The organism is Pseudomonas sp. BNK-45 (genome assembly GCF_047456255.1).
In the GTDB taxonomy this organism is placed as follows: domain Bacteria; phylum Pseudomonadota; class Gammaproteobacteria; order Pseudomonadales; family Pseudomonadaceae; genus Aquipseudomonas.
In genome coordinates, this window is sequence record NZ_CP179909.1 from 32,035 (window position 1) to 46,955 (window position 14,921).

Annotated in this window: 11 protein-coding genes and 2 pseudogenes; 9 read left to right on the forward strand and 4 right to left on the reverse strand. The window is 65.1% G+C overall.

The window, feature by feature from the left end; genetic code table 11:
* The first annotated feature begins 87 nt into the window (after nt 1–87).
* Complete coding sequence (locus ACMGG8_RS00155; protein ID WP_414158981.1) at nt 88–2,484, forward strand: heavy metal translocating P-type ATPase; 2,397 nt, start codon at nt 88–90, stop codon at nt 2,482–2,484.
* Nucleotides 2,481–2,885 carry a Cu(I)-responsive transcriptional regulator gene (cueR, locus tag ACMGG8_RS00160; protein WP_060837378.1) on the forward strand — a complete coding sequence of 135 codons (405 nt, stop codon included), beginning with the start codon at nt 2,481–2,483 and terminating at the stop codon, nt 2,883–2,885. Before ACMGG8_RS00155 ends, cueR begins: the two co-directional genes overlap by 4 nt.
* A 215-nt stretch (nt 2,886–3,100) precedes the next feature.
* Here cueR and ACMGG8_RS00165 read toward each other — a convergent pair whose 3' ends face one another.
* Nucleotides 3,101–3,997 carry a PA4780 family RIO1-like protein kinase gene (locus ACMGG8_RS00165; RefSeq protein ID WP_060837377.1) on the reverse strand — a complete coding sequence of 299 codons (897 nt, stop codon included), beginning with the start codon at nt 3,995–3,997 and terminating at the stop codon, nt 3,101–3,103.
* A gap of 589 nt (nt 3,998–4,586) precedes the next feature.
* Between ACMGG8_RS00165 and ACMGG8_RS00170 the strand changes: the two are divergent.
* Together ACMGG8_RS00170 and ACMGG8_RS00175 are read left to right on the forward strand one after the other, a co-directional pair.
* Nucleotides 4,587–5,519 (forward strand): annotated as a pseudogene (locus ACMGG8_RS00170) (cache domain-containing protein); the annotation flags it as partial.
* Between the two features lie 261 nt (nt 5,520–5,780).
* Nucleotides 5,781–6,377, forward strand: a pseudogene (locus tag ACMGG8_RS00175) (methyl-accepting chemotaxis protein); the annotation flags it as partial.
* Nucleotides 6,378–6,451: 74 nt separating this feature from the next.
* Here ACMGG8_RS00175 and ACMGG8_RS00180 read toward each other — a convergent pair.
* Nucleotides 6,452–7,729, reverse strand: coding sequence for an acetyl-CoA C-acetyltransferase (locus ACMGG8_RS00180; protein WP_414158982.1), 1,278 nt, complete (start codon nt 7,727–7,729; stop codon nt 6,452–6,454).
* 133 nt (nt 7,730–7,862) lie between these two features.
* Here ACMGG8_RS00180 and ACMGG8_RS00185 point away from each other — a divergent pair, with 133 nt between their 5' ends.
* A complete protein-coding gene (locus ACMGG8_RS00185) occupies nt 7,863–9,215 on the forward strand; it encodes a 3-oxoacyl-ACP reductase (RefSeq protein WP_414158983.1) in 1,353 nt (450 codons plus the stop codon).
* 2 nt (nt 9,216–9,217) lie between these two features.
* On the forward strand, nt 9,218–10,072 hold the full coding sequence (locus tag ACMGG8_RS00190; RefSeq protein ID WP_414158984.1) for a MaoC family dehydratase: 855 nt from the start codon (nt 9,218–9,220) through the stop codon (nt 10,070–10,072).
* Between the two features lie 7 nt (nt 10,073–10,079).
* Here ACMGG8_RS00190 and ACMGG8_RS00195 read toward each other — a convergent pair whose 3' ends face one another.
* The gene (locus ACMGG8_RS00195; protein WP_060837372.1) at nt 10,080–10,529 is read right to left on the reverse strand and encodes a DMT family transporter; all 450 of its coding nucleotides are present in this window, start codon (nt 10,527–10,529) and stop codon (nt 10,080–10,082) included.
* Nucleotides 10,530–10,943: 414 nt separating this feature from the next.
* Between ACMGG8_RS00195 and ACMGG8_RS00200 the strand changes: the two genes are divergently transcribed.
* Nucleotides 10,944–12,434, forward strand: a complete 1,491-nt coding sequence (locus ACMGG8_RS00200; RefSeq protein ID WP_414158985.1) for a collagen-like triple helix repeat-containing protein — start codon at nt 10,944–10,946, stop codon at nt 12,432–12,434.
* 189 nt (nt 12,435–12,623) lie between these two features.
* On the forward strand, nt 12,624–14,300 hold the full coding sequence (locus ACMGG8_RS00205; RefSeq protein ID WP_060837370.1) for a ShlB/FhaC/HecB family hemolysin secretion/activation protein: 1,677 nt from the start codon (nt 12,624–12,626) through the stop codon (nt 14,298–14,300).
* A 158-nt stretch (nt 14,301–14,458) separates the two neighbouring features.
* On the opposite strand, the gene ACMGG8_RS00210 is transcribed toward ACMGG8_RS00205, so the two are convergent.
* Complete coding sequence (locus ACMGG8_RS00210) at nt 14,459–14,794, reverse strand: response regulator (RefSeq protein WP_414159910.1); 336 nt, start codon at nt 14,792–14,794, stop codon at nt 14,459–14,461.
* Here ACMGG8_RS00210 and ACMGG8_RS00215 point away from each other — a divergent pair.
* Nucleotides 14,732–14,890, forward strand: a complete 159-nt coding sequence (locus tag ACMGG8_RS00215; RefSeq protein ID WP_414158986.1) for a hypothetical protein — start codon at nt 14,732–14,734, stop codon at nt 14,888–14,890. The two genes, ACMGG8_RS00210 and ACMGG8_RS00215, sit on opposite strands and share 63 nt — an antisense overlap.
* The last annotated feature ends 31 nt before the right edge of the window (nt 14,891–14,921 follow it).

The following is a 14,921-nucleotide window of genomic DNA, read 5'->3' on the forward strand; positions in this document are numbered from 1 at the left end:
AAAATGAAGCACCCTGGCAATGCCCGCTTGACCTTGCCTGCATGGCAAGGTTGATCCTGTGGGCATCATTTACAGGGAGTGTCAGCCATGCCTGAATCAACCACCTTCGACCTGCCGATTGCCGGCATGACCTGCGCCAGCTGCGCCGGTCGTGTCGAGCGAGCCCTGGGCAAGGTCGCCGGTATCCGTGCAGTGAGCGTCAACCTGGCCACGGAACAGGCCCGGGTCGAAGCCCCCGGAGACAGCCTGCCGGCGCTGCTGCAAGCCGTGGAAAATGCCGGTTACAGCGTGCCGGTGCAATCCGTCGAATTGACCATCGGCGGCATGACCTGCGCGACCTGCGCCGGTCGCGTCGAACGGGCCTTGAACAAGGTTGCCGGGGTGCGCAGCGCCAGCGTCAACCTGGCCACCGAACGCGCCCACGTCGAGCTGCTGGGGCAGGTCGACCCGGGGCTGCTGATCAACGCCGTGACCCAGGCCGGCTACTCCGCCAGCCGGTGGCAAGCCGAGCAGAAACAGGGCGACGAGCAACAGCAGCACCTGCGCCGCGAGCGCTGGAGCCTGGCGCTGGCGATCCTCCTGGCCCTGCCCCTGGTGCTGCCGATGCTGGTGCAACCCTTCGGCCTGCACTGGATGCTCCCGGCCTGGGCCCAGTTCGCCCTGGCCACCCCGGTGCAGTTCATCTTCGGCGCACGCTTCTATGTCGCCGCCTGGAAAGCCGTGCGCGCCGGCAGCGGCAACATGGACCTGCTGGTGGCCCTGGGCACCAGTGCCGGTTATGGCCTGAGCCTGTATGAATGGGCCACGGCCGCCGCCGGCAGCATGCCGCACCTGTACTTCGAAGCCTCGGCGGTGGTGATCGCCCTGGTGCTGCTGGGCAAGTACCTGGAAAGCCGCGCCAAGCGCCAGACCGCCAGCGCCATCCGCGCCCTGGAAGCCCTGCGCCCCGAGCGGGCAATCCAGGTCATCGACGGGCGCGAGCAGGAAGTCGCCATCAGCGCCCTGCGCCTGAACGACCTGGTGCTGGTCAAGCCCGGCGAGCGCTTCCCGGTGGACGGCGAAGTCATCGAAGGCCAGAGCCATGCCGACGAAGCGCTGATCAGCGGAGAAAGCCTGCCGGTGCCCAAGCAGCCCGGGGACAAGGTCACCGGCGGCGCCATCAACGGCGAAGGTCGCCTGCTGGTACGCACCCTGGCCCTCGGCGCGGAAACCGTGCTGGCGCGGATCATTCGCCTGGTGGAAGACGCCCAGGCCGGCAAGGCACCGATCCAGAAACTGGTGGACAAGGTCAGCCAGGTGTTCGTGCCCACCGTGCTGGTGCTGGCGCTGATCACGCTGGTGGGCTGGTGGCTCTATGGCGCGCCCCTGGAAACCGCAGTGATCAATGCGGTGGCCGTGCTGGTGATCGCCTGCCCTTGCGCCCTGGGCCTGGCCACGCCCACCGCGATCATGGCCGGCACCGGCGTGGCCGCCCGCCACGGCATTCTGATCAAGGACGCCGAAGCCCTGGAGCGGGCCCACGAAGTGAGCTCGGTGGTCTTCGACAAGACCGGCACCTTGACGTCCGGCACGCCGCGCATCGCCCACATGCAGGCCCTGGAGGGCGACGACAACAGCGTGCTGCAACTGGCCGGCGCCCTGCAACGCGGCAGTGAACACCCCCTGGCCAAGGCGGTGCTGGACCTGTGCCAGGAACGCCAACTGCCAGTGGCCGATGTCAGCGCCAGCCAGTCCCTGACCGGACGCGGTATCGCCGGCACCCTGGACGGCCGGCAACTGGCCCTGGGCAATCGCCGCCTGCTGGAAGAGTGCGGCCTGAACCCGGGCAGCCTGGCCCAGGCGGCCAAGGACTGGGAGCACGAAGGCCGGACCCTGTCCTGGCTGATCGAACAGAGCCCGCAATCCCGGGTCCTGGGCCTGTTCGCCTTTGGCGATACGCTCAAGCCCGGCGCCTTGCAGGCGGTGCAGCAACTGCGCGCGCGGCAGATCAGCAGCCACCTGCTGACCGGCGACAACCGTGGCAGCGCCAGGGTGGTGGCCGATGCCCTGGGCATCGACGACGTGCACGCCGAAGTGCTGCCGGCGGACAAGGCCGCCACGGTAACGGCGCTGAAAAAGACCGGGGTGGTGGCCATGGTCGGCGACGGCATCAACGACGCCCCGGCCCTGGCGGCGGCCGACATCGGCATTGCCATGGGCGGCGGGACCGACGTGGCGATGCATGCGGCGGGCATCACCCTGATGCGTGGCGATCCACGCTTGATCCCGGCGGCCCTGGAAATCAGCCGCAAGACCTACGCGAAGATCCGCCAGAACCTGTTCTGGGCCTTCGTCTACAACCTGATCGGCATCCCGCTGGCGGCGTTCGGCCTGCTCAATCCGGTGCTGGCCGGCGCGGCCATGGCCCTGTCCAGCGTCAGCGTGGTGAGCAATGCGCTACTGTTGAAAACCTGGAAACCCAAAGACCTGGAGAACGCCGAATGAACATCGGCCAAGCAGCGCGCAAGAGCGGCCTGAGCGCCAAGATGATCCGTTACTACGAGTCCATCGGCCTGCTCAAGCCGGCCCATCGCAGTGACAGCGGCTATCGCCTGTACGGCGACGAAGACCTGCACAGCCTGGCCTTCATCAAGCGTTCCCGGGACCTGGGCTTTTCCCTGGAGGAAGTGGGCAAGCTGCTGACCCTGTGGCAGGACCGGCAGCGGGCCAGCGCCGATGTGAAGGCCCTGGCGCGCCAGCACATCGACGAGCTGAACCAGAAGATCCGTGAACTGGCCGGGCTGCGCGACACCCTGCAGGACCTGGTGGAGCACTGCCACGGCGACCACCGCCCGGACTGCCCGATCCTCAAGGAACTGGCTTCGGGCAGTTGTTGCGGGTCCTGAGTACTTGCAAGAAGCAATCTCTGTAGCCGCTGCCGAGCCCTGGCGAGGCTGCGAAAAGGCCCGCAGGGCCTTGCTTGGCGATCCCTTGCAAAACCTCGGCGCCCTCTAGATCCTCGCGTCCCTTCGGGCCGTGCGCAGCCTGCGGCAGCGGCTACAAGGCGCCAGGTAGTTTGCAGGAATAAAAAATCCGGCCAAGGCCGGATTTTTCTATTCCATCACTGCATCCAGGGCGGAGGCGGTGGTTCTTCGGATTTGCCTGGCGGCGCATCGTCCGCCGCCCGCACGGCCTGCCGGCGCTCCTCGTCGAGACGTGCCGCTTCGATCTCGCGGATCACGCTGCCGACATCCGCCAGTTCCTCGGGGTCGTCGAACTCGCCGGTCAGCACACTGCCCGGGTGCAAGGTGCCAGCCTCGTACAGGGCCCACATTTCCTTGGCATAACGGGTGCGCTTGAGCTCCGGAGCGAATCGCCCGAAGTAGGACGCCATGTTGCCCACGTCCCGCTCCAGCATGCTGAACGCGTGGTTGTTGCCCGCCGCGTCCACTGCCTGGGGCAGGTCGATGATCACCGGACCGTCCGGTGTCAGCAGCACGTTGAACTCGGACAGGTCACCGTGCACCAGCCCGGTACACAACATCAGCACGATCTGGGAAATCAGGAAGGCGTGATACTCACGGGCCTGGTCCGGTTCCAGCACCACATCGTTGAGCCGTGGCGCCGCATCGCCGTATTCGTCGGCCACCAGTTCCATCAGCAGCACGCCTTCGAGAAAGTCGAACGGCTTGGGCACCCGCACCCCGGCGTTGGCCAGGCGGAACAAGGCCGCCACTTCGGCGTTCTGCCAAGCGTCTTCGGTCTCCTTGCGCCCGAACTTCGAGCCCTTGGCCATGGCTCGCGCCTGACGGCTGTTACGAACCTTGCGCCCTTCCTGATACTCCGCCGCCTGACGGAAACTGCGTTTGTTCGCCTCCTTGTAGACCTTGGCGCAACGTAGCTCGTTGCCGCAGCGCACCACATACACAGCTGCCTCTTTACCACTCATGAGTGGGCGCAGCACCTCGTCTACCAGACCGTCTTCGATCAGGGGTTCAATGCGTTTTGGAGTCTTCATCAGCTTTTATTGTGGGTCCCTTGTTACCAAACACGCGAAAGTCACTCGTTATACGGCAATCCTCCCACCACGGGAAAGGGCCGCCGAGCCGCGAGCGACAGCAATGCACTCAATGTGCCAGATCAATCCATCGACGCCGCCAGGGATCATAGCCAAGACTGCAGCGGCCAGTGCCTTTACACGCCCTCGCCGCCGACGCGCCGCGACCAGTTTTTTTTGCGCCGCCGGCTCAATATTGCTCGGCGCCAGCCGAAGCCCTCTGAGAGACAGGGAGTTTGTCCGACAATCCAATAAAGACGTCAGCCGCCGGCCAAGGTTCGACCGCCCGCGGTTCGACTTCAGCCACAGGGACGACAATCAGCGCCACCTCACAATCTGCCAATAATCCGCGAGTCGCCTGCACTTCGTGGTCATACAAAAAACTGGAGCGCGGATGAACATCAAACAGAAACTGACCTGGGCCTTCGCCGTCATTGCCTGCCTGCCCGTGGTGCTGGTGGCCACACTGGTGGTGATCAACCTGCGCAGCGAAGCGCAAAACACCTTTGTCGACGGCAGCGGCCGCGAGATCCGCCAAGTGGCCAACGCCATGCAGCTGTTCTTCGAAGGCATCAGCCAGAACATCGATTACCTGGCGGCACAACCGTTGCTCACCCAGGCCGGCGGCGACCTCAAGACCTGGATGAGCGCCGATGCCGCCAAGGTGCCGGAAGGCGAGCAGGACAAGCGCATCTTCGACCTGTTCGCCGCCATGGCCGCCAGCCATCCCGCCTATGCCTATGTGTCCTACGGCGTGAGCAACGGCGGTTACGTCTCCTGGCCCGCCGACCTGAAGCTGGCCAACTACGACCCGCGCGTGCGCCCCTGGTACAAAGCCGCGCTGGCCAGCCCGGGCAAGACCCTGCGCACCGATGCGTACTACTGGGCCCCGGACGATGCGGTGCTGGTCAGCACCGTGCGCTCCCTGGCCAACCAGCTAGGGCCCCAGGGCGGCGTGGTCGCGGTCGACGTGTCGCTCAAGCAGCTCACCGAAATCGTCAAGCAGATCAAGCTGGGGGAATCCGGCTACCTGATGCTGATGGAAAACAACGGCACGGTGCTGGTCGACCCCAAGCAGCCGGAGCACAACTTCAAGGCCCTGGACAGCCTCGGCGAGGGTTACGCGCAACTGGCCAAGACCGGCAAGGGCCTGGTGCAAGTGGAGCTGGGCGGCGAACACTACATGGCCAACGTCTGGCCTTCGCAACAGCTGGGCTGGACCTTCATCGGCCTGATCAAGCAGAGCGAAGTCATGGGTTCGGCCACCCAGCTGACCTGGATCATCGCCGTGATCGCCGGGGTCCTGGCGGTGCTGTTCGCGGTGTTCGGCGCCAGCTTCGCCAGCCTCATCGTGCGGCCGATCCGCGGCGTGGCCAGCGGCCTGGAAGGCATTGCCCAGGGCGAAGGCGACCTGACCCAGAACCTGAACATTCGCGGCAATGACGAAACCGCGCAGTTGGCCAACTGGTTCAACCAGTTCCTCTCGGCGATCCGCAGCCTGATCCAGCACATCGGCCAGGCGGCGCAGAAGATTCTCGCCACCTCCCACTCCTCGACCCAGGTGTCCAGCGACATGGCCGAAGCCGCCGGGCGCCAGCGCGAAGCCGTGGACATGGTGTCCACCGCGTTCCACGAAATGGTCGCCACTGCCAACGAAGTGGCCCGCTCCTGCAGCCAGGCCGCGGAGTCGGCGGACAGTGGCCAGCGCCAGGCCCGGGAAGGCCAGCAGCAGATCGACGACGCGGTGCACAGCGTCGACCGCCTGAGCCAGGAGATCGAACAGTCGGCGCAATCGATGCAACAGCTGGAACGCGACAGCACCGATATCCAGTCGATCCTCGGCACCATCCGCTCGATCGCCGAACAGACCAACCTGCTGGCCCTCAACGCCGCCATCGAGGCCGCCCGGGCCGGTGAGCAGGGCCGCGGCTTTGCCGTGGTGGCCGATGAAGTGCGGGCCCTGGCCAAGCGCACCGCCGACTCCACCGCCGAGATCGACGGGCTGCTGGGCAACCTGGCCAAGCGCACCAGCGCGGTGACCCAGCAGATGCACGCCAGTCTGGAAGTGTCCCAGCAGTCGGTGAACCGCATCGGCCTGGCGCGCAACAGCTTCGGGCAGATCCGCGAATCGGTGGACGTGATCCGCGACATGAACACCCAGATCGCCACCGCCGCCGAAGAGCAGCATCAGGTGGCGGAAGACATCAACCGGCACATCAGCCAGATCCATGGCGATGCGCAGTTGGTGGCGGAACTGGCGAACTCGGCACGCCTGGACTCCCAGAGCCTGGCGGGGTTGTCCAATGAGCTGGACGCCCTGGTGCGGCGCTTCAAGACTTGAGGGTCTTTTCGCCGGCCAGCCGGCTCCTGCGGATGGGCGACTTGCCTCTGTAGGAGCCGGCTGGCCGGCGAACATCAGCGTTCGATGATCGCCGTAACGCCCTGCCCGCCCGCAGAACAAATCGAAATCAGCCCGCGCCCCTGCCCCGCCACACTCAGCAACTTCGCCAGGTTGGCGACGATGCGCCCGCCGGTGGCGGCAAACGGATGCCCCGCCGCCAGGGAGCTGCCTTTGACGTTGAGCCGGGCGCGATCGATGCTGCCCAGGGGCGCCTCCAGGCCCAGGCGGGTCTTGCAGTACTGCGGATCCTCCCAGGCCTTGAGGGTGCACAGCACCTGGGCGGCGAAGGCTTCGTGGATTTCGTAGTAGTCGAAGTCCTGCAGGCTCAGGCCATTGCGCGCCAGCAGGCGCGGTACGGCGTACACCGGCGCCATCAACAGCCCTTCGGCCCCCTTGACGAAGTCCACCGCCGCCGCCTCGCCGTCACGCAGGTAGGCCAGGATCGGCAGGCCGCGTTCCCTGGCCCATTGCTCACTGCCCAGCAGCACCAGGGAGGCGCCATCGGTCAGCGGCGTGGAGTTGCCGGCGGTGAGGGTGCCCTGGCCGCTGTGGTCGAAGGCCGGCTTGAGGCTGGCGAGTTTTTCCAGGCTCAGGTCCGGGCGCAGGTTGTTGTCCCGGGTCAGGCCGAGAAAGGGAGTGAGCAGATCGTCATGCCAGCCTTCGGCATAGGCCGCGGCCATTTTCTGGTGGCTTTCCAGGGCCAGTTGGTCCTGTTCGCCGCGGCCGATGCTCCAGGTCTTGGCCATCTGCTCGCAATGCTCGCCCATGGACAAGCCGGTGCGCGGCTCGCCGTTGCGCGGCAGTTGCGGCTTGAGGTGATGGGGGCGCAGTTGCAGGAGGATCTTGAGCTTGTCACCGATGCTCCGGGCCCGATTGGCCTGCAGCAGAATCTGGCGCAGCCCTTCGTTGACCCCGATCGGTGCGTCCGAGGTGGTGTCGACACCGCCGGCGATGCCGCAGTCGATCTGCCCCAGGGCAATCTTGTTGGCCACCAGCAACGCCGCCTCCAGGCCGGTGCCGCAGGCTTGCTGGATGTCGTAGGCCGCCGTGGTGGGCGCCAGCCGCGAGCCCAGAACGCATTCGCGGGTCAGGTTGAAATCCCGGGAGTGCTTGAGCACGGCCCCGGCCACCACCTCGCCGATACGCAGGCCATGCAGGTTGTAGCGCTCGATCAGGCCTTCGAGGGCGGCGGTGAGCATGGCCTGGTTACTGGCCGTGGCATAGGGCCCGTTGGAACGGGCAAAGGGGATGCGGTTACCGCCGATAATCGCCACGCGACGCAGTTGTGTCATGGAGAGCTCCCTGTTCTGTGAGTGCGACTGCGGTGAGTAGGTCCCCCTCTAGCGTAGGAGGCTTCTGGCTGATCGAACGACTCGGAGCCATTCATGGTCCACACTTTGAACCCCAGCCAATGGAGTGCGTTCCATGTCCGACCGCTATATCGACTTCGCCAATTCATCCATCGGCCAACGCCTGGTGGGCGCCCTTGGCCTGCCGTCGCCGGTGCGCCTGGAACGCTGGCAGGCCGGACGCCTGCGGCCCATCGAGGGCGCCTTGCTGGTGGGCGGCGGTCCCCTGGCCCAGCAGGTGAGCAGCCTGGCCCCGCGCCTGACCGACTCGATCTACAGCTACGGCTGCGATCCGGCCCTGGCCACACCGTGGATTCCCGGGCACGGTCCCAGGCTCAAGGCAGTGGTGTTCGATGCCAGCGAACTGCGCCACACCGATCAGCTCAAGCAACTGCGGGAATTCTTCCAGCCGCTGCTGAGAAGCCTCGAACCCTGCGCCCACCTGCTGATCCTCGGCCGGGCCCCGGAAACCCTCGATACGCCCTTCGCCGCCAGCGCCCAGCGTGCCCTGGAAGGTTTCAGCCGCTCCCTGGCCAAGGAACTGCGCAACGGCGCCACCCTGCAGTTGCTGTATGTCGGCCACGGGGCCGAGGACCAGTTGGAGGGGGCGCTGCGCTTCTTTCTGTCGCCCAAGAGCGCTTTCGTTTCCGGACAGGTTCTGCGCTTGCAGCCCTGCGCCGTCCAGGTCCAGGACTGGAGCCGCCCGCTGGCCGGGCGCAGGGCCCTGGTCACCGGCGCGGCGCGGGGCATTGGCGCGGCCATCGCCGAAACCCTGGCCCGTGATGGCGCCCAGGTGCTGTTGCTGGATGTGCCCCAAGCCAAGGTCGACCTGGAAACCCTGGCCGCGCGCCTCGGCGGACAGGCCATCACCCTGGATATCTGTGCCGCGGACGCCGCAACCCAGTTACTCGAACAGCTTCCGGACGGACTCGACATCCTGGTGCACAACGCCGGCATCACCCAGGACAAGACCCTGGCCAACATGACCGCGGAGTTCTGGGATGCGGTGCTGGCGGTGAATCTCAACGCTCCCCAGGTGCTGACCCAGGCCCTGCTCGACAGCGGGCGCCTGCATGACCACGGGCGGGTGATCCTGCTGGCCTCCATCAGCGGCATTGCCGGCAACCGCGGGCAGACCAACTACGCCGCCAGCAAGGCCGGACTGATCGGCCTGGCCCAGTCCTGGGCGCCAGCGCTGCAGCCCCGGGACATCAGCATCAATGCCGTGGCCCCGGGCTTCATCGAGACTCAGATGACCGCCAGGGTGCCCTTCGCCCTGCGCGAGGCCGGGCGACGCATGAGCGCCCTGGGCCAGGGCGGCCTGCCCCAGGATGTCGCCGAGGCGGTGGCCTGGCTCGCCCAGCCGGGCAGTGGCGCGATCAGCGGACAAGCCTTGCGGGTCTGCGGCCAAAGCGTCCTGGGAGCCTGACGATGAGCAGCCACTGGCACGATCTGCACCTGCCCGCCTCCCTGCCCCCGCTGTTCCTCAAGGCCGCGCTGCGTCGCGGGATCAAGAACACGCCGTTGCCGGAGCAGGGCCTGCGCTGTTGGATCAGCGTCGAGCCGCGCCGGCTGGAGGCCTACCGTCAGGTGTGCGGTTACCTCGACAACGGCCTGCTGCCCGCCACCTATCCCCATGTGCTGGCCTTTGCGTTGCAGATGCAATTGCTCACCGACCCGGCGTTTCCTTTCCCCCTCTTAGGGCTGATTCATCTGGCCAACCGGATCCGCATTCTGCGCCCCATGGGCAATGTCGGCAGCGTGCGAGTCGCCGTTCGGGCGGGCAACCTGCAACCTCACGCCAAGGGCGCGGTGTTCGATCTGCTGACCACGGTCGACGATCTGCTGGGGCCGCTCTGGGAAGCCGAAAGCCGCATGCTCTGTCGGGGTGTGCAAGTGCCGGGCGAGCCCGGCGCCCTGCCGTCGATGTCTGGGCTGGGTTTGAACGAAGTCAGTCGCTGGCAGGCCCAGAGCGATATCGGCCGGCGTTACGCCCGGGTTTCCGGCGACTACAACCCGATTCATCTCAGTGCCTGGAGCGCCCGCCTGTTCGGCTTCCCCCGAGCCATTGCCCATGGTCTGTGGAACAAGGCGCGAGCCCTGGCGGCCCTGAGCGACACCTTGCCGGCCGCCAACATCGAGGTAACGGTGCAATTCCTGAAACCGCTGCTGCTGCCCGGTGAAGTGCGCTTGCTGGCCAGCGCAGCGGGGTCCAGCGGTGAACTGCAATTACTTGGCAACGGCGATCTGCAGCACATGCAGGGAGGTTGGCGACCGATCGCCTGACGCGCGCTCAGCCTCGACGAATCAGCACCACGCCAATGACGATCAGCAGCAGTCCGGCGATCTTGCCGAGGCTGACCGGTGCCTCGCGAAACCCCACCCAGCCAAAGTGATCCAGGGCCAGGGCCATGCTCAACTGGCCGGCCAGCACCAGTGCCATGAACAGCAAGGCACCGATCCGTGGCCCGGCAAATGCGGCGGTGGTGATGAAAAACACCCCCAGCAAACCACCGCACCAATGCCACCAGGTCAGGCCCCTGAGGGCGCTCAGCGCAGGCATTTCGCGCTGCGCCAGCACCAGGATCAACAAGGCCAGGGTGCCGACGAAAAATGAAATCAATGCAGCGGCCAGTACCCCGCCGACCTGCTTGGCCAACTGACCGTTGATTCCGGCTTGCAAGGCCAGAAAGGCCCCGGCAAAGAACGGCAGGCACAGCAGCCACCAGACTGGGCTCAGCATCACGGACTCCAAGGGAATTTCGGTCGCGCATTATAAGCCAGGCTCAAACGGAAAGTCTGCGAAGCCAACTAAGCCGCAAATAAACTGCCGTCTCCCGGCCTTTCGCTCAAATAAAACCCATTAATTGTATATATATAACTTTAGTTTCACGCCCTACCCACGCACTCACGCGCAAACTACAAACCATTGATTAATAACACAATTAAAACAAACAACCTCCCCACCCATACTTTCAGACTAGCTACTTATCAGGAGAAAAAAACAGCAAGATATAAGTCATTAATACCAAGTTCATAATTGTTCAAATTTCTTCTTGCGCCTCTTATGTACTCAACGGACGAAAGTATCTCCAGCACAAGAACTGGAGAACTGTCGAAGACAACGAACGTTGTAATAGGTGCAGGGATAACGATCATGAACACTCAAATTGGATGGAAAGCATGTACCGCATTGGCCTTGGCCCTGACTCTCGGCCTGACCGGCTGCAGCGGCGGTGGCGGTCACAAGAGCGGAGGTAGCAGTTCATCGACGACCAGCGCCGGCGGCAGCAGTGGCGGAACCGGTGGCACGGGCGGCACCGGCGGCACCACAGGGACACTGACCACCAGCAGCCTGGTGTCCGACCTTGGCACCACCGTCAGTGGCGTCGGTACCGGGGTCAGCGATCTTGGGACCTCCCTGGCAGCGGTTCCAGTCGTCGGCGCTGTCGCACAAAGCGCAGTCAATACCGCGGGCAACGTGGTCGATACCGTGGGCCAAGGCTTGACCGGCGGCCTCGGCAAGCTGGGCACCGATCCCAAGGCGCTGAGTAAAACCACGGCCACCGTCGGCAACGTCGTCGGCGATGTGGGCACCGGGGTCACCGACCTCAGCGGCAAACTGGCCACCACGACCCAGAGTGTTCCACTGGTAGGAGGCGTGGTGACTCGCGTGGCACCGGTGGTCGGTGGCGTCGGCGCCCGAGTGACCATGCTCGGCAATACCTTGAGCACAGTCACCAGCAACGGCCCGGTGGGCACCCTGACCGATGGCGTGGGCGACAAGGTGCTGGTGCCCGTCGTCAGCCTGGCGGAGGGTGTGACTGGTAAAGCCGGCAGCGCGACAGGGCTCGGCGCACCGGTCAAAGGCCTGCTCAACGGCGTGGCCCAGGCGGTGGACAGCTCCGGCAATGCCGTCAGCGACTCCGGCGACGGCAACCCTGTGACCGACCTGCTGGGCAATGCCCTGAGCAATACCAGCAATGCGGTGGGCCGCGCCGGTGGCTACCTGGGCGGCTCGGGAAGCGGTTCCGGTACCGGCTCAACTGTCGGTAGCAACGGTCTGCTGGAAACCGTCGGCGGTGCCGTGGCCAACCTGAGCAACGGTGTGAATACAGGAAACAGCAACGGTACGGTCAGTGCGGGCGGTGTCACCGGCGGCGCGGTCGGCGGCCTGATCGCCTCGGTCGGCGGTGCTCTGGGCGGCAGCGGTACACCCAATCTGGTGGTCACCGCGCCCCTGGCCAGTGTCGGCGTGAGCCTGGGCTCGGCGCTGAACCCGGTCACCAGTTCGGTCACCGGCCTGACTCAGCAAGTAGGCGCCGCCACCGGAATTGGCGCTCAGGCCGGCAGCCTGCTGGGTCAAGTGGGAGGCGCGGTCAGCAACGTGGGCAGCACCATTGCTGGCAACAGCACCGGCAACCAGGTTGGCACTGCCCTGGGCGGCACCCTCGGTGCACTGGGCTCAACCGTGGCCTCGGTCGGTGGCCTGGTCAACGGCGGTACAGCCCCCAGCGGCGGCCTGCTCGGTGGCCTGAATGTCGGCGCCAGCGCAAGCGGCAGCGCCTCGGCCGGAACCACCGTCAACGGCGGCCTGGGTGGAGTGCTGGGTGGCCTGACCGGCGCCCTGGGCGGCACCAGGAAATAAATTGCACCTGGCCGATTCGACGGCCTTACCTACAGCGCCTACGCTTGGTTGAGAGCGAGGGATTCAGATGAATCTCTCGCTTTTTTTATCCAGAGCATGGCATCCCGGCGTGCGATCAAGGCCAAGACCCTGAACAACGCCAGGTATGAGGACTATTGGCGCCACCGCAGTTTGACCATGGAGTGTCCTATGCGCACATTGGCCAGTTTGTTGTTGATTGGATGCTGCACCTCCGCTTACGCCGACACCCTTCCCCGCTTTCTCAACAGCAACGACAGCATCAACAACCTGCCCCAGCCCAACTTGCCAGTGGACGCCTATCGTCCGGCCACTCCGCAGTTGCAGACGCCCGAGCAACCCGCAGCCCCCCAGGGGCAACAGCCCCTGATGATGGGGACCAAGGTCACGGTGCGCCAGGTGCAGATCGAAGGCGGCACCGTCTATCCCCTGGAACAACTGGCGGCCGTCTACCAGCCGCTGATCGGTCACGAAACCAGCTTCAGTCAATTGATCGAGGCCACCCGCGACATCACCCGGCGCTACCAGAACGACGGCTACCTGCTGTCCTACGCCTTCATGCCGCAACAGAGCTTCGATCAGGGCGTGCTGCGGGTGGTACTGGTCGAAGGCTATATCAAGGACTACCAGCTGCAGGGCGATATCGGCCCGGTGTCGGCCTACCTGGACAAACTGGTGAGCAAGCTCAAGGCCGAGCGCCCACTGACCCGCAAGACCTTCGAGCGCTACACCACCCTGATGAGCCGGGTACCCGGGGTGACGCTGCAAGCGGTGGTGCCGCCGCCCGGAACCACTGACGGTGCGACCCGGCTGGTGGCGGTGGCCAGTCGCAAATCCATCACCACCACCCTCAACAGCACCGATGACAACCGCAACGGCCTGCAGGCCCTGGTGGGCATCATCAGCAATTCGCAAACCGCCTGGGGCGAACAGCTCAGCCTCAGCGGCCTGTTCCCGCCCGGCAAGGACAAGGAGCACTACTACCGCCTGGACTACAGCCAGTTGCTGGGCTCGGAAGGCACGCAACTGAATCTCTACGGCGCACGCTACCGCAGCGATCCGCGTAGCAACGTGCAATTGAGCAACGGCCTGGAGCTGGAACCCCATCGCGAGAACGACCGTTTTTCCATCGGCGTCAGCCACCCCTTCATCGCCTCGCCCAATGAGATGCTCAGCGTCGGAACACGCCTGTATGCGGTGAACGACAAGACCCGCTACCGGGTCAGCAACAGCCCTCTGACCCTGGAAGAAAAAACCGATATCCGCGCCCTGGCACTGGAAGGCGACTGGAGCAAATCCGATCCACGGCAATTGCGGATTCTCAGCGCCGGCCTGTACCGCGGCCTGGACAGCATGGGGGCCAACACCAACAACGAACTCTATGACCTGGACTTCTTCCGCCTGCGCCTGGCGGGGGTACAGAGCGACCGCTTCTTCGACAACTGGCAAGGAGTGCTTTCCGGCGCCCTGTACTGGAGCGCGGACAACCTGCCCGACAGTGAACGAGCCAGCTTCGGTGGCCAGAACTTCGCTCGCGGCTACCCCGATGACCAGGCCACCGGCGACAAGGGCTGGGGCGTCGCCTACGAGGTGAACTACAGCTTCAACCGCGAAGGCCCCTGGGTGCGGGTGCTGCAGCCCTATGTAGTGCTAGACCGCTCGAAGACCTGGTTCAACCAGTTGCCGGTCAAGGGCAGCAATCTGTCGTCGGCGGCGCTGGGGGTGCGCTTCGGCGATGCCAAGCACTACAACATCGCCCTGGAGGCGGCCAAGCCGATGTCCGACGAAGCCCTGGACACCTACAACCGCCGACCGCGCTACACCCTGAGCTTCAGCTACCAACTCTGAGCCCGCGCAGCACCAGGGCCTGCCATTGCAGGCCTTTTCCTATCCGCACCAAGGCTCAGCCAAAGGCCTTGGCGCGCAGGAGTTTGAGTGGAGTTTGCAACAGATGCCGCTGGCGCACCGGCAAGCCGAAGGGCTTGAACCGGGACCGCCGCTGGCGCTCAGGGGCCGACGATATGCAGCCGGGGTTGGGGAAACAGATTGTTCAGGGTTTCCAGCAGGCGCACGTGATAGATCGGCTTGCGGAACAGGTCGAGTACCTGCAGGCGCAGCAGATCGCTGACGTCGTCCATATCGGCATGGCCGGACATGACGATGACCGGCAGATGCTGTCGCGAGGTGTGTTCACGCAGGCGCTTGATCAACGACAGCCCGCTTTCTTCCGGCATACGCAGGTCGGTGATGACCAGCGCGATGTCCGGATGGCGGGTGAGGTGCTCCAGCGCCAGCTTCACCGAAGTTGCGGTGAAGCAACAGAAGCCCTCACCTTCCAGCAGCTCGGTGAGTTCCAGCAGCGCGTCTTCTTCATCGTCGACCAGAAGCAGTTGCTGGCGTGGGGGGAAGCACTATTCATCGACATTACCTTGAACTGACTGTCCGACGGCCTTCACAGGAGCAATCGCC